Annotated in this window: 16 protein-coding genes; 10 read left to right on the top strand and 6 right to left on the bottom strand. The window is 70.8% G+C overall.

Annotation, left to right across the window (positions count from 1 at the left end; genetic code table 11):
* Positions 1 to 25 precede the first annotated feature (25 nt).
* Positions 26 to 787: a hypothetical protein gene (locus tag HT102_RS09880; protein ID WP_192039256.1), complete on the top strand. Its 762-nt coding sequence runs from the start codon at positions 26 to 28 to the stop codon at positions 785 to 787.
* A gap of 86 nt (positions 788 to 873) precedes the next feature.
* Here HT102_RS09880 and HT102_RS09875 read toward each other — a convergent pair whose 3' ends face one another.
* On the bottom strand, positions 874 to 1,518 hold the full coding sequence (locus tag HT102_RS09875; RefSeq protein ID WP_192039255.1) for a class I SAM-dependent methyltransferase: 645 nt from the start codon (positions 1,516 to 1,518) through the stop codon (positions 874 to 876).
* Between the two features lie 476 nt (positions 1,519 to 1,994).
* Between HT102_RS09875 and HT102_RS09870 the strand changes: the two genes are divergently transcribed.
* From HT102_RS09870 to HT102_RS09835, 8 genes are all read left to right on the top strand, one after another.
* Positions 1,995 to 5,636, top strand: coding sequence for a nitrate reductase subunit alpha (locus HT102_RS09870; RefSeq protein ID WP_192039392.1), 3,642 nt, complete (start codon positions 1,995 to 1,997; stop codon positions 5,634 to 5,636).
* Between the two features lie 55 nt (positions 5,637 to 5,691).
* Complete coding sequence (gene narH / locus HT102_RS09865; protein ID WP_192039254.1) at positions 5,692 to 7,311, top strand: nitrate reductase subunit beta; 1,620 nt, start codon at positions 5,692 to 5,694, stop codon at positions 7,309 to 7,311.
* Complete coding sequence (gene narJ / locus HT102_RS09860; RefSeq protein WP_192039253.1) at positions 7,308 to 8,081, top strand: nitrate reductase molybdenum cofactor assembly chaperone; 774 nt, start codon at positions 7,308 to 7,310, stop codon at positions 8,079 to 8,081. Before narH ends, narJ begins: the two co-directional genes overlap by 4 nt.
* Complete coding sequence (gene narI / locus HT102_RS09855) at positions 8,078 to 8,809, top strand: respiratory nitrate reductase subunit gamma (RefSeq protein ID WP_192039252.1); 732 nt, start codon at positions 8,078 to 8,080, stop codon at positions 8,807 to 8,809. The genes narJ and narI overlap by 4 nt, the downstream gene beginning before the upstream one ends.
* A gap of 52 nt (positions 8,810 to 8,861) precedes the next feature.
* The gene (locus tag HT102_RS09850; protein ID WP_192039251.1) at positions 8,862 to 10,262 is read left to right on the top strand and encodes a wax ester/triacylglycerol synthase domain-containing protein; all 1,401 of its coding nucleotides are present in this window, start codon (positions 8,862 to 8,864) and stop codon (positions 10,260 to 10,262) included.
* A gap of 121 nt (positions 10,263 to 10,383) precedes the next feature.
* A complete protein-coding gene (locus HT102_RS09845; RefSeq protein ID WP_333473373.1) occupies positions 10,384 to 11,175 on the top strand; it encodes an SDR family oxidoreductase in 792 nt (263 codons plus the stop codon).
* Positions 11,172 to 11,642: a hypothetical protein gene (locus HT102_RS09840; protein WP_192039249.1), complete on the top strand. Its 471-nt coding sequence runs from the start codon at positions 11,172 to 11,174 to the stop codon at positions 11,640 to 11,642. The genes HT102_RS09845 and HT102_RS09840 overlap by 4 nt, the downstream gene beginning before the upstream one ends.
* A complete protein-coding gene (locus HT102_RS09835) occupies positions 11,642 to 12,289 on the top strand; it encodes a pyridoxamine 5'-phosphate oxidase family protein (RefSeq protein ID WP_192039391.1) in 648 nt (215 codons plus the stop codon). The genes HT102_RS09840 and HT102_RS09835 overlap by 1 nt, the downstream gene beginning before the upstream one ends.
* Before the next feature lie 4 nt (positions 12,290 to 12,293).
* Here HT102_RS09835 and HT102_RS09830 read toward each other — a convergent pair whose 3' ends face one another.
* The 4 genes from HT102_RS09830 to HT102_RS09815 are packed head-to-tail and all read right to left on the bottom strand — an operon-like array spanning position 12,294 to position 17,177.
* A complete protein-coding gene (locus HT102_RS09830; RefSeq protein WP_192039248.1) occupies positions 12,294 to 12,635 on the bottom strand; it encodes a tRNA-binding protein in 342 nt (113 codons plus the stop codon).
* Between the two features lie 24 nt (positions 12,636 to 12,659).
* Complete coding sequence (locus HT102_RS09825) at positions 12,660 to 13,712, bottom strand: NUDIX hydrolase (RefSeq protein WP_192039247.1); 1,053 nt, start codon at positions 13,710 to 13,712, stop codon at positions 12,660 to 12,662.
* Positions 13,713 to 13,761: 49 nt separating this feature from the next.
* The gene (locus HT102_RS09820) at positions 13,762 to 15,525 is read right to left on the bottom strand and encodes an ABC transporter ATP-binding protein (RefSeq protein WP_192039246.1); all 1,764 of its coding nucleotides are present in this window, start codon (positions 15,523 to 15,525) and stop codon (positions 13,762 to 13,764) included.
* Positions 15,522 to 17,177, bottom strand: a complete 1,656-nt coding sequence (locus HT102_RS09815) for an ABC transporter ATP-binding protein (protein WP_192039390.1) — start codon at positions 17,175 to 17,177, stop codon at positions 15,522 to 15,524. The genes HT102_RS09820 and HT102_RS09815 overlap by 4 nt, the downstream gene beginning before the upstream one ends.
* Before the next feature lie 282 nt (positions 17,178 to 17,459).
* Here HT102_RS09815 and HT102_RS09810 point away from each other — a divergent pair, with 282 nt between their 5' ends.
* Entirely contained in the window at positions 17,460 to 18,062 is a 603-nt protein-coding gene (locus HT102_RS09810; RefSeq protein WP_192039245.1) for a hypothetical protein, read from the top strand.
* Between the two features lie 47 nt (positions 18,063 to 18,109).
* Here the strand turns inward: HT102_RS09810 and HT102_RS09805 are convergent, their stop codons facing one another.
* A complete protein-coding gene (locus HT102_RS09805) occupies positions 18,110 to 18,745 on the bottom strand; it encodes a hypothetical protein (RefSeq protein WP_192039244.1) in 636 nt (211 codons plus the stop codon).
* Positions 18,746 to 18,760: the final 15 nt, after the last annotated feature.

Genomic DNA, 18,760 nt, shown 5'->3' with positions numbered 1-18,760 from the left:
GGCCCCGGGGGTAGGATCGGCAGGCATGATGATTCGTCGCGCAGCCCTGCCCGTGCTCCTGCCAGCCAGCCTGATGCTGTTGATCGCCTGTGGCAGCGATCCGGCGGATCCAGGCGCGGGAGCGACAGCGACGACCAGCGCAGCGGCGGAACCGGCAACCACGACGACGGCAGCCTCCACGACGACATCGACTGGCTTGCCGGGCGAGCCCGCCATGTTCGGGCCCGCGAGCGGCGATGAGCTCGCGGTGATCGGGGTGGCGCACGACGAGACCACTGAGGTGCGCTCCGTGCCGGGCGAGGACGGGAGCACCGTCACCGAGCTCGAGCCGGATGCGATGGGGCTCGTCGCCACCGGCGAGGCCCGGTTGCTCGACGATGGCACGACCTGGTTCGAGGTCGATGCGCCGGGCGGCACGGGCTGGATCTCCGCCCGCGACGTCGCTTACCTGGGCGTCACGGACGACACCACGTCGGCGGTGATCGACCGGATCGGGCGCGTCTCGGGCGAGTCGGTGCTCGAGGTCGGTCAGGCCGTCGCCGATGATCTCGCTTCCGACGAGCCGCCGAGCCGTATCGTGCAGTCCGGCCCGGTGACATCCGGTGACCTGCATGAGGTGCAGCTCGATGTGATCGGGCTCGGGGACGACTCGGTCCTCGGGTATCGCATCCTCGTGTTCGGCATGGATGACGAGGGCCCGGACGCCTCCGGCGAGGTGGTGCTGCGCACCGTCGAGCAGACCACGCTCTGCGCTCGCGGCGTCACCGGCGACGGGCTGTGCGTCTAGCCGTCCGCCGCGTCGGGACGGCCCTGATCGTGAAGATCGGGCCACGCCCGAGGTGGCTGGATGTTCACGATCCGCGCGGTGAGTAGCTAGTGGCGACGGATCGCGCGGACGACGACGTCGTGGAGCGTTCTTGCCCCGCCGTGGCTGGCCGCGGTGCGATGGAGCTCCTCGGCCGTCGCGACCTCCCACTCCGCTGGGTCGAGTCGGGCCGTGATGCCTCCTGCGGTCACCGACGCCGCAGCGCTCGGCCCAGCATCACCATGCCCCTGGTCGTGGTCGAGGTGCCCGACGATCAGCAAGGTGCCGCCCGGGGAGACCCAGGAGGAGACCCGGTCATAGAACTCCAGCTGTGGCATCGCGGCGTGCGCGTAGTGGGTGGTGACGAGGTCGTAGGTCGTTGATGGCACCCACATGGTCAGGTCAGCGCTGACCCACCGCGCGCGGTCGGCCACCGCCGTCGCGCTGGCGCGTTCCGCTGCGCGGGCAAGCGCGTCGGCAGCAATATCCACGCCGGTCACCTGCCAGCCGCGCGCCGCGAGCCAGAGCGCCTCGGCTCCCGCGCCGCAGCCGGCATCGAGGGCAGTGCCAGGTCGCAGGTCGTCGATCTCCCGCACGAGATGCGGATTGGGCGGGCTGCCAGCTATGGCTTCGGGAGCGCCAGATCGGTCGCCCTGCCAGTGAGCATCCCAGTAGCTCTTGTCGAACGCGTGCCCATCGCTTGAACGCGGCATCCATCGATGGTGCGCACTACCCGGCGAACCGGCAAGGAAAGTTGCTGGTCCAGCAACATGCGTGTAGCCGTCCGGCGTATCGCGGCGGCCCCGATCGTGAAGATGGGGCCACGGCCGAGGTGGCTGGATCTTCACGATCCGCACGGGGGAAGGCGCGCCCGGATCGTAAATTCTGTGTTCCCTGGCTGGAGGCCGCCAGGGAGAGCCACATCACACAGGATGGCCTAACCCTGCAGGTGGACGGGCGATGCCGCGGCGCCCGGGAGCCCTGGCTGTAACTGGTGTGTTGCGCTGATCGCACGTCCGCCCGAAGTGTCCGGTGCGGTGCCGGTAGGGCATTGAACCGCAGGTCACAGCGTCTATACAGTTCGGTTCACCAGGCCAGCCTGCCGCTGCTCGAGAGGACCGACGTGACCGACATAGCCGACCCGCCCGCCCCGCGCGGCACCACGGACATCGCCGATTCACTGCTGCGCATGGGCCGCCACTTCCAGCGCGGCGAGGCCTCCGAGGATCTGCGCGCCCTCCACAAGACTGGTGGCCGCGATGCTGATGCGTTCTACCGCGATCGCATGTCCTACGACAAGGTCGTCCGCTCCACTCATGGCGTGAACTGCACGGGCTCGTGCTCCTGGAAGATCTACGTCAAGGACGGGATCATCACCTGGGAGGCTCAGCAGACCGATTACCCGTCGATTGGGCCGGACAAGCCCGAGTACGAGCCGCGCGGCTGCCCCCGCGGCGCCTCGTTCTCCTGGTACACCTACTCCCCGGCGCGCGTGCGCTACCCGTATGTCCGCGGCGCGCTGCTCGAGATGTACCGCGCCGCCAAGGATCGCCTGAAGGATCCCGTCCTCGCCTGGGCCGATGTGGCCGAGGACCCGGAGAAGTCGGCCCGCTACAAGGCCGCGCGCGGCAAGGGTGGCTTCGTGCGCGCCGAGTGGTGGGAGGCCGCCGAGATGGTCGCCGCCGCGCATGTGCACACCATCAAGAAGTACGGCCCCGATCGGGTCGCCGGGTTCTCGCCGATCCCGGCTATGTCGATGGTCTCCCACGCGATCGGCGCGCGGTTCATCTCGCTGATCGGTGGGGCGATGCTGTCGTTCTATGACTGGTATGCCGACTTGCCCGAGGCCTCGCCGCAGGTGTTCGGTGACCAGACCGATGTGCCGGAGTCCGCGGACTGGTTCGATGCCGGCTATCTGATCATGTGGGGCTCCAACGTGCCCGTCACCCGCACCCCGGATGCGCACTACATGACCGAGGCGCGCTACCGGGGCCAGAAGGTCATCGTCGTCTCGCCCGACTACGCCGACAACACCAAGTTCGCTGATCAGTGGCTGCCTGCCCGTCCCGGCACCGATGGCGCCCTGGCCATGTCGATGGGCCATGTGATCCTCAAGGAGTTCTTCGTCGACCGGACCACCCCCCGGTTCGCCGACTACGTCCGCCAATACACCGACCTGCCGTTCCTCGTCACCATCGCCGAGCGCGAGGACGGCACGCTCGTCCCCGGCAAGTTCCTCACCGCCGCGGACCTCGGTGACGCCACCGACGGATCGGACTTCAAGACCGTCCTGCTCGACGACGCCACCGGCGAGCCGTTCGTCCCCGGCGGTTCGCTGGGCCATCGCTTCACCGCGGCGGGCAAGGGCACCTGGAACCTCAAGCTCGACGGCATCACCCCCACCCTCACCCTGCACGACGCGGAAGGAGGCAGCGAGGCCGCGGAGCTGCTGCTGCCCCGCTATGACACCAACACCCCCGAGCTGCTGCAACGCGGCGTGCCCACCCGCATCGTCGCCGGCAAGCGCGTCACCACCGTGCTCGACCTGATGCTCGCCCAGTACGGCGTGCACCGCGATGGCCTGCCGGGCACCTGGCCCACCGGATACGACGACCCGTCCGAGCCCTACACCCCGGCCTGGCAGGAAGGCATCACCGGCGTCAAGGCCGCGGATGCGATCAAGGTGGCCCGCGAGTTCGCCGACAACGCCGAGCGCTCCGGCGGCCGCTCGATGATCCTCATGGGCGCGGGCACGAACCACTGGTTCCACTCCGACCAGATCTACCGGTCATTCCTCGCGCTGACCCTGCTCACCGGCTGCCAGGGCGTCAACGGCGGCGGCTGGGCCCACTACGTCGGCCAGGAGAAATGCCGCCCGCTGACCGGCTGGGGCACCCTCGCCTTCGGGCTCGACTGGACACGGCCCGCCCGCCAGATGCAGGGCACCATCTTCTGGTACTTGTCCACCGACCAGTGGCGCTACGACCCCTTCACCTCCGAGGTCATGGCGTCCCCGCTCGCCAAGGGAGCGTTCGCCGGGCGCACCGCCGCCGACAACATCGCGCTGGCCTCCCGGCTCGGCTGGATGCCCACCTACCCGTCGTTCAACCGCAACCCGCTCGACCTCGTCGATGAGGCGGAGCGCCTCGGCAAGGACCCCATCGATCACGTCGTCGACGGGCTCAAGACCGGGCACCTGCAGTTCGCGTGCGAGGACCCCGACGCTCCCGAGAACTTCCCGCGCGTGCTCACGGTGTGGCGCTCTAACCTGCTCGGCTCCTCGGCGAAGGGCAACGAGTACTTCCTCAAGCACCTGCTCGGCGCGGATACCAACCTGCGCGCCGATGACGCCACCGGCATCCGCCCCCAGGAGCTCAAGTGGCATGACGACGCCCCGGCGGGCAAGCTCGACCTGCTGCTGTCGCTGGACTTCCGCATGACCTCGACGACCCTGTTCTCCGACATCGTGCTGCCCGCCGCCACCTGGTACGAGAAGCACGACCTGTCGAGCACCGACATGCACCCGTTCGTGCACGCGTTCTCCCCGGCGATCTCCCCGCCGTGGGAGGCCAAGACCGACTTCGAGGCGTTCCACCGCATCGCGCGCGGCTTCGGCTGGCTCGCCGAGAAGCACCTGGGCACCCGCAAGGACATAGTCGCCACACCGCTGATGCATGACACCGCCGATGCCACCGCCCAGCCCGGCGGCATCGTGCGGGACTGGAAGGCAGGGGAGTGCGAGCCCATCCCCGGGGTGACCATGCCCAAGCTGCAGGTCGTCGAGCGTGACTTCGCGGCGGTCGCCGACAAGATGGCCGCGCTCGGCCCGCTGGTCGAGCAGATCGGCCTGACCGTCAAGGGCGTCACCACGTTCCCGGACGAGGAGGTCGAGCACCTCAAGGCCGCCAACGGCATCGTGCCCAGCGGGCCGGCGGCCGGGCGCCCCATGCTCAAGAAGGACACCCACGCCGCCGAGGCCATCCTCGCGCTGTCGGGCACCACCAACGGGCGGCTGGCCACCGAGGGCTTCCAGAGCCTCGAGACCCGCACCGGCACCCAGCTCGCGGACCTTGCTGCCGAGCACGAGGGCAAGCGCATCACCTTCGCCGACACCCAGGCCCGCCCCGTGCCCGTCATCACCTCGCCGGAGTGGTCCGGATCGGAGTCCGGGGGACGCCGCTACAGCCCGTTCACCATCAACACCGAGCGCCTCAAGCCCTGGCACACCCTCACCGGCCGGCAGCACTTCTACCTCGACCATGACTGGATGGCCGAGCTCGGCGAGCAGCTCCCGGTGTTCCGGCCACCGCTGGACATGACGGCCCTGTTCTCCGAGCCCACCATCGGCAACGTCGGAGCCCGCGAGGGCACCCCGGCGATCACCGTGCGGTACCTCACCCCGCACTCCAAGTGGTCCATCCACTCCGCCTACCAGGACAACCTGCACATGCTCACGCTGTCCCGCGGCGGCCAGGGCATCTGGATGTCCGCGGTCGACGCCGCCCGCATCGGGGTGGCCGACAACGATTGGATCGAGGCGACAAACCGCAACGGCGTCGTCGTCGCACGCGCCATCGTCTCCCACCGCATGCCCGAGGGGACGGTGTTCATGTACCACGCGCAGGACCGGGCGGTGGACGTGCCGCGCATCGAGCGCACCGGCAAGCGCGGCGGCATCCACAACGCGCTGACCCGCATCATGATCAAGCCCTCGCACCTCATCGGCGGCTACGCCCAGCAGTCCTTCGCCATCAACTACCACGGGCCCACCGGCAACCAGCGCGACGAGGTCACCACCATCCGGCGCCGCGACCAGGACGTGCAGTACTGATGCGCGCCCCGACCAGCCCGCCCGCGAACCCCCTGCCCACGCGAGGAGCAAGCCAATGAGACCAATGGCCCAGATCGCCATGGTGATGAACCTGGACAAGTGCATCGGATGCCACACCTGCTCGGTGACGTGCAAGCAGGCATGGACCAACCGGCCCGGCGCCGAGTACGCCTGGTTCAACAACGTCGAGACCCGCCCCGGCCAAGGCTATCCGCGCCAGTACCAGGACCAGGAACGGTGGAAGGGCGGCTGGACGCGGACCAAGCGCGGCACCGTCACCCTCAAGTCCGGCTCGCGGCTCAAGCGGCTCGCCAACATCTTCGCCACCCCCGACCTGCCCACGATCAGCGACTACTACGAGCCGTGGACCTACGACTACAGCTCCATCCTCGGCTCCGGGCCGATGGACACCACCCCGGTGGCCCGGCCGAAGTCCGCAATCACCGGCGATGACACCACCATCACCTGGGGCGCGAACTGGGACGATGACCTCGGCTCCGGGCCCGAGGCCATCGCGCAGGACCCGATCCTCAAGCAGGTCGGCGACAAGATCAAGCTCGAGTTCGAGCAGACGTTCATGTTCTACCTGCCACGCATCTGCGAGCACTGCCTCAACCCCTCCTGCGCCGCGTCGTGCCCGTCCGGCGCGATCTACAAGCGCGCCGAGGACGGCATCGTGCTCGTCGACCAGGACAAGTGCCGCGGCTGGCGCCAGTGCGTCACCGGCTGCCCCTACAAGAAGATCTACTTCAACCACAAGACCGGCAAGGCCGAGAAGTGCACGTTCTGCTACCCGCGCGTGGAGGTGGGGATCCCCACCATCTGCTCGGAGACGTGCGTGGGCAGGCTCCGCTACATCGGGGTGATGCTCTATGACGCTGATGCTGTCAAGCAGGCGTGCGAGGTGCCTGATGACAAGGACCTCTACCCGGCGCAGCTCAACGTGTTCCTCAACCCGCACGATCCCCGCGTCGTGGATGCCTGCGAGAAGGCTGGCATCTCGCCCGAGTGGATCGACGCCGCCCAGAACTCGCCCGTCTACAAGCTCATCGCCGACTACCAGGTCGCGCTGCCCCTGCACCCGGAGTACCGCACCATGCCGATGGTCTGGTACGTGCCACCGCTCTCGCCCGTCGTCGATGCGGTCACCGAGTCCGGGGGAGACGGGGAGGACGGCGACAACCTCTTCGGCGCCATCGACGCGCTGCGCATCCCCATCGAGTACCTCGCCGAGCTGTTCACCGCCGGCGATCCCGGTCCCGTGCGCGCTGCTCTCCAGCGGCTCGCCGCGATGCGCTCGCACATGCGCCAGATCAACCTCGGCGAGGAAGTGGACCCCACCATCGCCGAGTCGGTAAGGCTGACCAGCTACGAGGTCGAGGCCATGTACCGGCTGCTCGCCGTCGCCAAGTACGACGAGCGCTACGTCATCCCTACCGGCGCGACCTCCGACGCCCACAAGCTCGAGGCTATCGCCACCTCGTGCAGCCTCGACACCGACGGCGGGCCCGGCATGAACCCGGCGGGCATGACGGCGTTCGATGCGATGGCGGACAAGTTCCACCTCCTCGATGACACGAACACCGCCGCGCCCGCGGACAAGTCAGGCCGGGTCAACCTGCTCAACTGGGACGGCCGCACCACCGACGGGATCGTCCCGGAGCACGTGTCATGAGCCTGCGCGGAATGCTGCGGCGCACCGGGACCGCCGACGAGACCTACAGCGACCGGGAGAAGCGGCTCGTGTGGCGCCTCGCCGCGCTGCTGCTCGATTACCCGTCGCCCAACACCCTCGTCATGCTCGGCGACCTGTGCGACGCCACCTACCAGATCAGCGAACCGGCAGCAGAATCGCTGCGCGCCTTCATCACCCACGCCGAGCGCACCCCCCAGCTCGCCCTCGCCCAGGCGTACGTCGAGACGTTCGACATGCGCCGCCGCTCGAGCCTGCACCTGACCTACTACGCCTACGGCGATACCCGCAAGCGCGGGACCGCCCTGCTGATGATGAAGCAGGCCTACCGCCGGGGCGGAGTGGATATCGGCGAGCAGGAGCTGCCCGATTACCTGCCGGCCGTCCTCGAGTTCGCTGCCACCACCGATCCCATCGGTGGGGAGCGGATCCTCGCCCGGCACCGGGCCGTGCTCGAGCTGCTGCGGCTTTCCCTGCACGACAGTGGCTCCCCATACGCCAGCGTCCTCGACGCCCTGTGCGTCACGCTGCGCCCGCTGACCACCGTCGATCGCGCCGAGATCCGTGTCCTCGCGGCGGAGGGGCCGCCCGAGGAGGAGGTCGGCCTCGATCCCTACGCCATCGACCCCACCCTTGCCGAGCATCCGTTGAACCAGCGCTCCCATGCCAGCGCTAGCGCCTGCGGCACGAGCTCCGCGCCCGAGCTGCTCGGACAGCCCGCCTTCCCCCAGACCCCCGGAGGACCCCAGTGAATACCCTGCTCTGGCAGATCCTTCCCTACATCGCGCTCATGTCGTTCGCCCTCGGGCATCTCTGGCGCTACCGCCACGACCAGTTCGGCTGGACCACCCGCTCCTCCCAGATCTACGAGACACGCCTGCTGCGGCTCGGCAGCCCCTTGTTCCACCTCGGGCTGCTTGCTGTCATCGGCGGGCACGTCGGCGGCCTCGCCATCCCCAAGTCCTGGACCCAGGCCGCGGGCATCTCCGACCACGCCTACCACTACCTCGCCGTCATCCCGGGCACCCTCGCCGGCATCGCGGTCGTGGCCGGGCTCGCGATCCTGCTGTACCGGCGCATCACTGTCCCCGCCGTCCGCAAGGCCACCACCCGCGGCGACATCGCCATGTACACGGTGCTCGTGCTGACCATCATCACCGGCATGGTCAACACCGTGTGGGAGAACATCGTCGCCGGGGGCTACGACTACCGCGAGACGGTGTCGCCGTGGTTCCGCTCGATCTTCTACCTCGGGCCCGACCCCACCCTCATGGAGGGGATCCCGCTGAGCTTCCAGCTGCACGCCCTCGCCGCGCTCGCCCTGTTCACCATGTGGCCCTACACCCGGCTCGTGCACGTCTTCAGCGCCCCCGTCGGCTACCTCTTCCGCCCCTACATCGTCTACCGCAGCAAGGATGCCGCCAAGAAGGGCCGCACCCCCTACGACCGGGCCTGGGAGACCGCCAACAGCCGCCGCTAGCCTTCTGCCGGGGGACCAGCGGGGCCGGCGCAGCGCTGCTACTGTCGGCGGCATGGCAGACCTGGACGACACGAGCTCGCTCATCTGGCACATGTCCAGGAGACTGCCGCGCCGCAATATGGCCAGCATGAACCTCATCGAGCTCGAAGGCAGCCAGGCGGCGCCCCGGACCGCCGAGCAGCTCCAGGCCTACGTGGCCAAGGTGCTCAAGGACCACCCGTTGTACGCCGCGGTGCCGCGGCCCTCGCCGCTCGGCATCGGCCGCACCACCCTCGAGCCCATCGGGGAGCCTGATCTTGCTCGCCACGTGGAGGCCAGGCCGGTCTCGGGCGAGCGCACGTGGTCGGACGCCTGCCGGGACCTCGTTGACATCGCCGAGCAGCCTCTCGACGAGGATCGCCCGCCGTGGCGGATCGTCCTGCTCACTGGCCTGCTCGACCCGCCCATGTCCCTCAAGGACGCCGCCGCGCTCATCATCTCCGCAGACCATGCGGTGCTCGATGGCGCGGCGGTCGTCCAGTTCGCCCGGCAGCTCCTGCCCGCCCAGCCTCACGCCGGGCAGGAGCTGGCGGCAACCGAGGTGGCGTCCCCGCTGCCGCGATCCACGGCCTCCGTCCCCGCCGCCATCGCCGACATCCCCCGGCGGGCCCGCACCATCGTCGGATCGGTGCTCGAGGCCCGCCAGGCCGCGAAGCAACCCCGGCCCGCGCTCACCGCGCTCCAGCCGCGCCCCAGGACGATCCTCGATGCGACCGGGTACACCCACCGCGTCTACGACGGGTTCCCCTTCCCGCTCGCGCAGCTCTCGACGATCAGGCAGCTCGCGCCCGGCGCCACCATCAATGACGTAGCCCTGTCCATCGTCGCCGGCGCCCAGCGCCGCTACCTCGAGCGGCACAGCACCATTCCCGCGCGGCCCATCCACTGCGCCATCACCGTCGCGCTCCAGAAGCACGGCCACCAGCGCTCGGAAGGCACCTCGGCGCTGCTCGGCAACGAGATCACCGGCGCGATCATCCCCATCGACCTGCGCACCGCCGACCTGCGCGAGCGCCTCGCCGCGATCGCCACGGAATCGCGCGCCCGCAAGCAGGCCGTGAGCGGTGGGGCGCGCGTCCCTGTGGAGCGCGCGATCCGGACGCTGCCACCGGGACTGCTCGCCGCGGCCAGCCGCCTCGTGCCACGACCGGGCGGCTCACCGGTCAACACGAGCCTGGCCAACGTGCCCCGCGGCCGCGAGCCCATGCATCTCGGCGATGCCCCTGTCCGGGCCGCTTTCGGGCTCCCGCTGCTCAACCCCGGCGCGCACATGGCCCATCACCTCTCCTCGCTGGGCGATACTGCCACCATGGGCTTCATTGCCGATGCCACATCCCTGGCCCACCCCGGTGACTACATCGCGATGCTGCGCGACTCCCTCGAGGAGCACTACCGGCTCGCCGCGGGAACGTAGGCGCCGGACCGGCATCGGGGGCATTAGGCTGGGATCACCAACTGCTGGCATCACTGGCGTTGGCATCGCTATCCCTGGGCAACAAGGGCCCAGCCCACTGCGAGGAAGGGGTACCCCGCCCGTGCCTGCCACCCGCCCCACCGTCCTGATCACCGGCGCCGCCGCCGGGATCGGCCGCGCCACCGCGCTCGCCTTCGCCCGCTCCGGCTACCTCGTCGGGGCGTACGACATCAACGAGTCCGGCACCGACCGCCTCGCCCGCAGCGCGCCCAGCGACAGCATCGTCCCCGGCCATCTCGACGTCACCGACCCCGATTCCTGGACCACGGCGCTCGACGCGTTCATGGACCGCACCAGCGGCCGCCTCGACGTGCTTGTCAACAACGCCGGGATACTGCGCGCCGGCTCCTTCGTCGACATCCCCCTCGACTCCCAGCACCACACCCCCCGCGTCAACGTCGACGGCGTCATCAACGGCTGCTACCTCGCGCACCCCTACCTCAAGGCGACGCCCGGCGCGCACGTCATCAACCTGTGCTCCGCCTCCGCGATCTACGGCCAGGCCGAGCTCGCTACCTACTCGGCCAGCAAGTTCGCCGTCCGCGGCCTCACCGAGGCCCTCGACCTCGAATGGCGCCGCGACGATATCCGCGTCACCGCCGTCTGGCCCCTGTTCGTCGATACCGACATGATCGCCACCGAGAAGACCAGCTCCATGAGCACCCTCGGCGTGCGGCTCGACCCCGAGGACGTCGCGAAGAAGATCGTGGGCATAGCCACCCCCCGCCGCTGGCACCTGCCACGCCCCGTGCATGTGCCCGTCGGGGCCCAAGCCAGCGCGATGTTCGCCAGCGCCCAGGTCACGCCGCTGCGGTTACTGCGCGCCATCAACCGACGGATCGATCGCGCATGACCAGCCGGGACCCGACCGCCGGGAGCTCGCGGGGACGGCGCCCCCACGGCATCGACGACAAGACCGTCGCGGCGCTCGGCAAGCTCTCCGAGGCCCTCGAGATGGTCGAGCGCGCCCGCGGCCACCTCTACTCGTTCCACCAGCTCATCGGGGGAGCGGACAAGTGCCTCGGCGACGCCGTCGACCAGCTCGGCGAGGCTGGTCACGAGCAGCTCGCCGACCGGCTGCGCACCGAACTGATCGGGCTCAATGTGCTGGACGGGCGCTGGACCTTCCAGGTAGTCGAGGAGTTCGACGACGGCTACTGGACGACCTTCCGCGACCTCGAGCAGCACGCCCGCGACACCCTCGCCGGGGGGATCCGCCACGTCCTCGAGGCCGAGGTCAAGGAGAGCAACCGGACCCCCGGCAGGCCCGGGCACGCGCCCGCGCCACCGCGCCGCGACGGCGCTGCGGATGGTCCGTGATGATCAACAACCGCTACCACCATCTCGTCCTGGGCGAGCACGCCCTCGAGCACCAGCACCGCAACGGCTCCTACGTCGCCTACGGCACCCACCTCGAGCGCCCCGACGACGGCCCGCAGGAACTCAGTGACCGCGAGCTCGTCTTCCTCGCCCGCGCGTTCCAGTTCCACCTCGCCACCATCACCCCCGCCGGATGGCCCTACATCCAGTACCGCAGCGGGCCGCGCGGCTTCCTGCAGCACCTCGGTGGCAACCGCATCGGCTTCGCGGACCTGCGCGGCAACGCCCAGTTCGCCTCCGTCGGCAATATCGAGCACAACGGGCGGGCCGCGCTGATCCTCATCGACCATCCACGCCGGCAACGCCTCAAGCTCCTCGGCACCGCCACCGTCATCGACCGTGCCACCGATCCGGGGCTGCTCGAGCGACTCGTGACGATCGGCACCACCCGCATGACCGCCCAGGCCGAGCGCAGCATCATCCTCGACATCGAGGCGTTCGACTGGAACTGCGCGCGCAGCATCGTCCCCCTCTACGACCGCGACTACATCGCCGAGCTCTCCGGCCTCTACCACGCCGAGATCGTGGAGCTGCGCAGCGAGGTGGAGCAGCTGCGGGCGGAGGTGGACCGGCTGCGGGCGGGGTAGCCCGCTACGCGAGGACGGTGCCGTCGGGGCAGGGATGGTCCACCGTCACCAGCGTCACCGCGCCATCCTCGCGGTACGCGCCGAGGGTGAGCACCTCGGACCTGACGCCCGCGATCCGCACGGGCTCGAGGTTGCACACGCACGCCACCTGCTTGCCGATGAGTTGCTCGGGCTCGTACAGGTCGGTGATCTGCGCGCTCGACGTGCGGATGCCCAGCGGCCCGAGATCGATGCGTAGCACCAGCGCGGGCTTGCGAGCGCGAGGGTTGGGCCGGGCCTCGATGATCGTGCCGATGCGCACCTCGACGGGCCCGAGGTCAGCCAGGGTAGCGCCACCGATCGCCATGCGAGCTCCTTCGTGGTCCGTCCCTCACTCGCCGGGCGCGCGGCCGGACTCCGTGTACGGGGCGCCGGTGCCCTCGAGCGCGGCGAGAGCGGCCTCGATGCGTCGCGCGGTGTAATCGGCGCACACCCGCCGCACCTGCTCGATGCTGCAGAACTGGGCGCCGCGGATCTCCTTGGCCTCGAGCACCATCTGCTCGACGATGCTGCTGTCATGGATGCCGCCGTCGAACACCAGGCACACCGCATCGTCCCAGCCGCCCCAGGGCGGGAGCCAATCGGTGAGCACCAGGGGGCCTGCCTGCAGCGCGACACCGAGCTCCTCCTCGGCCTCGCGGCCCGCGGCGAGATGCGGGGACTCGCCGACCTCCACGACACCGCCGGGCAGGTCCCAGTCCCGCTTGTAGGTGAGCTGGCACAGCAGCACCCGCCCCTGCTCGTCGCGGACGATCAGCTGCGAGATGGCGCGCTTGCGGGGCAGGAACGCGTTGAGGATCTCCCGGAAGCCAGCCGGGTCATAGAGGGGCCGGTCATCGGCGAGGCGCGCGAGCACCACGGCATCGCGCAGCCGCCCGGCCGCGCCGGTCTCCTCGCCCGCCCGGATCGCGCCCTGCCGCAAGGTGCCCTCGCGGCGCATCCCTGCGCGGGTGGCCAGCCGGATCGAGCGTGCATCGTCGGGATCGACGTGCGCCTGCAGGCGCGCGTAGCCCAGGCTGTCGAAGGCATACTCGGCGAGCAGCGCGAGCGCGCGGGTGGCCAGGCCACGGCCCCGGTTGCCCGCGAACAGCATCCAGGTCAGCTCGCCGGTCCGGTCGGCGGCGCGCCGGACCTCCACATACCCAACGGGCAGCTCCTCGTGCTCGATGACCAGGGAGAGCAGCTCGCCCGCTCGGAATGCCTCGGCGGCCTCGCGCGGGGCATCAGCGATGCGCCTCGAATCGGGCTCGCCGATCCAGCGGTGAGCCTCGCCATCATGGCCGCGCAGCGCCACCTCGATGTCGCTGTCGCGCCACGGCCGCAGCGTCACCACCCCATCGGTGAGCACCGGGGGTTGCTGCTGCTCCATCGATTCTGCGCCCACGAGTGCTAGCTTATCGCTCCGCGCCACCAGGCAGCCGCCCCGTGGCGGCTCATCCGGCGCCCGTCCCAGCGCCGGCCCAGGCCGCCCACAATCGCGCATAGGCCCCGGAGCGGGCAAGCAACTCCGCGTGGGTGCCTTCCTCGACGATGCGCCCCTGGTCGAGAACGATGACGCGATCTGCCGACTGGGCCTGGTTGAGGCGGTGCGCGACGATCAGCGCGGTGCGCCCCGCGCAGGCCTCCAGCGCGGCGGCCTCGAGGACGCGCGCCCCCGCGCTGCCGGCCTCCGCGGTGGCCTCGTCGAGCACGACGACAGGGGGATCGGCGAGCATGAGCCGGGCGAGCGCGAGCTGCTGGGCCTGCGCGGCGGTGAGCCGATGCCCGTGCTCGCCAACCTCGGTGGCCAGGCCCAGCGGCAATGCCAGGACCCAGTCCATCGCCCCGGCGCGGTCAAGGACCTCGACCACTTGATCATCAGTGGCCGTCGGGTCGGCGAGGCGCACATCGTCGGCGATGGTGCCAGTGAAGACATGCACCTCCTGGCTGAGGATCGCCACCACCTCGCGCAGGCGGTCACCAAGGCTCTCGACAGGCTGCCCGCCGATGGTCACCGAGCCGCGCGTCGGCGGATGGCTGCCCGCCGCGATCTGCGCGAGCGTGGACTTGCCCGCGCCAGTGGCGCCGACGAGCGCCACCCGCTGGCCGTCGGGGATGCTCACCGTGATGCCATGGAGCACCTCGTGCGCGCCGTCATAGGAATGGTGGATCCCGGTGAGCTCGACGCGATGCTCGCCCGCCAGCCGCTCGGGAGACGGGGCGGGCACCGCGTCGGGGTGGGTGATCACCCCGACGAGGCGGGCGAGGCTCGCGGTCGCTGATTGCATGTCATCGAAAGTCCACAGAACCAGGCCGATCGGGTTGAACAACCGATGGAACAGCAGCGCCGCCGCGGCGGTCTGCCCGACCGTCACCTCACCGGCATCGACGAGCAGGAACCCGACCGCGAGGATGCTGGCGAGCCCGGTGAACTCGGCCCGGTTGCCCCGGCCCACCATGCGGGTGAACAGGCCGAACACCGAGATCGACAGGTCGCGCGCCCGCGCCGATCCCGCGTCGATCTGCCCCACCTGGCGGGCCTCGAGCTGGTAGGCCCGCACCGTTCGCGCGGCGTGGATGCTGCTGACCAGCGCCTCGGAGCGCTCGCCCATCGCGATCCGCTCCGCCCGGTACATCGGCCCCGAGCGCGGCAGGTAGAACCGCAGAGCCAGCCAGTACATGGGGATCGCGACCAGGCCGGTAAGGCCGAGCCGCCAGTCGAGGCCGAACATCGCACCGATGCTGAGGATGACCATCAGCACCGCCGTCACGAGATTGGGCACCACCTGCGTGACGGCCTTGCCGATGGTGGCGACATCATCGCCGGACCGGGAGAGCACATCCCCCCAGCCGCTGGCATCGAGCGCGGCGAGCGGCAGGCGCAGGACCGTCGCGACGAACCGCTCCCGCAGCTGCGCGAGGATGGTCTCGCCGAGCCGCGCGACGAGGTAGTAGGAGACCCCGGCGAGGCTTCCCGCCATCAGCGCGGCCACCACGAGGATCGCGATGCAGGGGGCGATGCGCGTGCCCGCTGCCCCGTCCCGCACGGCGTCGACGAGGATGCCGAGCACGAGCACGGGTACGATGGCGGCGATGGTCGCGCCGAGGGAGGCGAGCAGCGCGAGCGCCCCGGCCCGCCACCGCGCGCGCAGCGCTGTGCCCAGCCAGCGCGCGGTCGTGCGGGGCGGGGCAATGGGCAGGAGGTGCTGCTCGCTCATCGGGCCACCTCCGCGCGGTAGGCCGGTTCGTGCTGCATCAGCCAGGAATGCGTCGCGATCGATGCCACCCGCCCGTCGCGCACCTCGACAACGCGATGAGCGGCGGCCAGCAAGGCAGGGCTGCGGGTGATGGTCACGGTGGTACGTCCCGCGCGCAGCGCCCGGATGCCGGTGGCGATGGATTGCTCGGTGACGGCATCCACGGCGGTGGTGGGATCGTGCAGCACCAGGATGGGGGGATCGGCGTGCAGCGCGCGGGCGAGGGCGAGCCGCTGGCGCTGCCCCCCGGACAACGTGGCGCCACGATCAGCGACCGCATGGCCGAGCCCCTCGGGATGGGCAGCAACGACGTCGGCGGCAGCCGAGGCCGCGAGCACCATGTCGAGATCGACGCCTTCCCGGCCGAGGGTGATGTTGTCGCGGATGGTTCCGGCGAACAGCTCGGTGTGGTGGGGCTCGACGATCAGGGCGCTGCGTGCCTGCGCGAGCCCCAGGCGGGCGATATCGGTGCCGTCGATGAGCAGGCTGCCGCGCTCGGGCGCGTGGCTGGAGAGCAGCGCCGCGAGAGCGTCGGCATCGCCAGGGTGGTGCGCGAAGACCGCGACATGCTCGCCCGCGCCGATGGCGAGGTCGATGCCCGAAAGGCCGTGGTGCGAGACTCCGCGCAGGGCCAGGCTTGTGCCGACGGGTGGCGGGGCGCTGCCGGGGCCTGGCGGGGCGGCGAAGGGCGCGTCGAGGACGAGCGCAATGCGGCGGGCGGACCCGCGCGAGGCGGCGAGCATCGGCGGGATCGATGCGAGCAGCCCGAGCGGCTCGAGGAGGAACTGCGCGAGGCCCGCCACGATGATCAGCTCGCCCGGGGTGAGCGTCCCGGTCAGTGCCATCCAGCCAGCGCCGCCGACGACGCCGACGGCGAGCAGCGCGCTGGCGGTCACGCCGAGCGCGGTGACGAGGCTGTGCGCGCGGGCGGCGCGCAGCCGGGCAGCGAGGGCGGCCTGGCTGCGCCGGTCGAACAGGGCGGTGGCGCTGGCCTCGGCGCCGATGCCGCGCAGGGGGCGCATGCCGGTGACCACGTCGGTAGCGGTGGATGTCGCCTGGCCGACGCAGTCCTGCTGCTGCTCGGTGCGCCGGATGAGGGCGGGGGAGCCAAGCTGGACGAGTCCCATGATCGCGGGCGTGCCGAGCAGCACGATCAGGCCCAGCGGCAGCGTGGTGACCAGCAGGGCCGCGGAGATGATGGCGAGCGCGGTGAGGGCGGCGACGGCCCGGGGGATGAGGTCGAGGAACCAGGCGGTGTTGTCGGCGTCGGTGGTGGAGATGGTGGTGAGCTCGCCGGCCTTGAGCGGTGCGCGGATGCCGCGCGGGTCGAGGATGCGCCCCGCGACCTCGACGCGCAGGGCGTGGGCCTCGCGCTGCACTGCGCTGACGACGATGCGCGCGCCGAACCGCCACGAAAAAGTGAGAACCAGGAACAGTGCCCCGAGGGCAGCGAGCGCGAGGACGAGGAACCGGATGTCGCCGCTCGCGATCGCCCGGTCGACGATGATGCCGATGGCGATCGGCACGGTCGCCTCGGCGGCCTGGTGGAGGCTGACGAGCACGGTGGCGCCGACCAGGGGCCAGCGGTGCCGGGAGAGCGCTCTCGCGAGCAGGCGGGAATCGCTCCCGCGCGCTGCCGTTGCCGCTGGCGCGGGAGCGGCCCCGGCGTCGCTGGCCGGGGGCGCGGGCTGGGTATCGTGCTGCGTGGTCGCCACAGTTAGGCAAGTCAACCCTAATTCCCGCGGATTCGCATCCTCGCAGCATGCCGCGGCGGGCGACGCGCCAGGCTCGCGGCAACGGGGTGATCAAGATTACGTACCAACACGCGACGGCCTGCCCGGCAGCGCCCTACGATAAACCTAAAGTAGACCTTTAGCCCAGGGAGGACGTGGAGCATGGATCGCCAACACCACCACGCCCCGGGCCGGCGCCAGCGCGACGCCCGCTCGACCACCTCCCATCGCGCCACCGCGGGCCGGCGCGCGTCCCCGCCGCCCAGCCGCGGCCTGCCGCCCCTGCCCGCGCGCGTCCCCGCTCCCGGCCGGGCGGGCTCCCCGCGCGCGCACAGGCCCCAGCGCATCGACGAGTACCGCAGCGGCTACCGGGATACCGCCCGCCGCGAGCGCGCCACCCCCGCCCGGAGTGCCAAGCGCTGGCCGTGGGCCGGGCGCGCGCAGCGACCGAGGACCGCCGAGGATCCGCGCAAGGCCGCTGCCGCCGCCGCCCTCGCCGAGCGGCGCGCCAAGGCGCGCCGCGCGCGGTCCCGGAGCACCACCCTGCACCTCGACCTCCACGCCAGCGGATTGCCGGGGCGGCCGCACGTCAATCCGATCGGGCTATCGATCACGCTCATCCTCGCGGTGTGCACCTGGGTGATCCTGCTCGCCCAGCCGTTCGGCGGCGCCATGCTCGGCCCCACCATGCCCTCGAGCGCGTTCATCATCATCGTCGGCCTCGGCCTGTACGTGATGTGGCAGCTCGACAACAAGTACGACTAGCCAGCGCCGCCGTCGCGGAACAGCCCCCGCTCCGGCCCGGCCCCGCCTCAGCGGGTGAAGGTGGTGATCGCCTCGTAGATCTGCTCCGCCGTGGCCTCGATGCACAGGCCGGGGCACTCCGTCGCCGAGGCGGCACCCCCGGCCGGAGCAGCGCCCGCTGGCGCCTCGGCGCCAAGGATGATGATCACCTGTGGCGCGTCGGCCTCCTCGGACGAGGTTGCTCCGTCCGCATAAGTGCTGCTCAGCGGGTTCCCGCCGCCCGCGACGAGGAAGCGGGCGTCCCGGTCGATGGCCTCGGTGTGCACCGCGGAGGCGCCGCCCTCGCCGGGGGTGGCGACGAACACGCGCAGGATGCCGGACAGCTCGGTGAAGGTGCTCGTCGCGGTGGCCGCGAGGTCCAGGATCTCGCCGGAGGCCGGATCCGTGGCGTGTGCTCCCGTCGCGACGATCATCGCGGACGCGAACTCGGCGGGGACCTCCAGGGCGTGCCGGCCGGGCGCGTCGAAGACGCAGACGACCTGCTCCTCGCCGGGCGTGCATTCCCCCGGAAGCGGCGCCCCGGCGGGTCCGGGGCCAGGCTGCGCGACCGGCTCGGCGAGGGCGAGCGCGGGCATGGCGAGGGCGAGGCCGCTGGCGGCGGCGAGGGCGAGCGCGGAACGCGTGCGTTGCTCGAGGTGCTTCATGGGATCCCATCCTTG

The organism is Lolliginicoccus lacisalsi, from assembly GCF_014841105.1.
Lineage (GTDB): Bacteria > Actinomycetota > Actinomycetes > Mycobacteriales > Mycobacteriaceae > Lolliginicoccus > Lolliginicoccus lacisalsi.
Note: the sequence above shows the minus strand (reverse complement) of the source record. Positions and strands in the feature narration are given on the sequence as shown.

What these genes read in the sequence shown, in the direction of transcription:
- HT102_RS09880 (WP_192039256.1), top strand. Translation starts at nt 26, where the DNA reads ATGATGATTCGTCGCGCAGCCCTGCCCGTGCTCCTGCCAGCCAGCCTG.
- HT102_RS09875 (WP_192039255.1), bottom strand. Translation starts at nt 1,518, where the DNA reads ATGCCGCGTTCAAGCGATGGGCACGCGTTCGACAAGAGCTACTGGGAT.
- HT102_RS09870 (WP_192039392.1), top strand. Translation starts at nt 1,995, where the DNA reads ATGGGCCGCCACTTCCAGCGCGGCGAGGCCTCCGAGGATCTGCGCGCC.
- narH (WP_192039254.1), top strand. Translation starts at nt 5,692, where the DNA reads ATGAGACCAATGGCCCAGATCGCCATGGTGATGAACCTGGACAAGTGC.
- narJ (WP_192039253.1), top strand. Translation starts at nt 7,308, where the DNA reads ATGAGCCTGCGCGGAATGCTGCGGCGCACCGGGACCGCCGACGAGACC.
- HT102_RS09850 (WP_192039251.1), top strand. Translation starts at nt 8,862, where the DNA reads ATGGCAGACCTGGACGACACGAGCTCGCTCATCTGGCACATGTCCAGG.
- HT102_RS09840 (WP_192039249.1), top strand. Translation starts at nt 11,172, where the DNA reads ATGACCAGCCGGGACCCGACCGCCGGGAGCTCGCGGGGACGGCGCCCC.
- HT102_RS09835 (WP_192039391.1), top strand. Translation starts at nt 11,642, where the DNA reads ATGATCAACAACCGCTACCACCATCTCGTCCTGGGCGAGCACGCCCTC.
- HT102_RS09830 (WP_192039248.1), bottom strand. Translation starts at nt 12,635, where the DNA reads ATGGCGATCGGTGGCGCTACCCTGGCTGACCTCGGGCCCGTCGAGGTG.
- HT102_RS09820 (WP_192039246.1), bottom strand. Translation starts at nt 15,525, where the DNA reads ATGAGCGAGCAGCACCTCCTGCCCATTGCCCCGCCCCGCACGACCGCG.
- HT102_RS09810 (WP_192039245.1), top strand. Translation starts at nt 17,460, where the DNA reads ATGGATCGCCAACACCACCACGCCCCGGGCCGGCGCCAGCGCGACGCC.
- HT102_RS09805 (WP_192039244.1), bottom strand. Translation starts at nt 18,745, where the DNA reads ATGAAGCACCTCGAGCAACGCACGCGTTCCGCGCTCGCCCTCGCCGCC.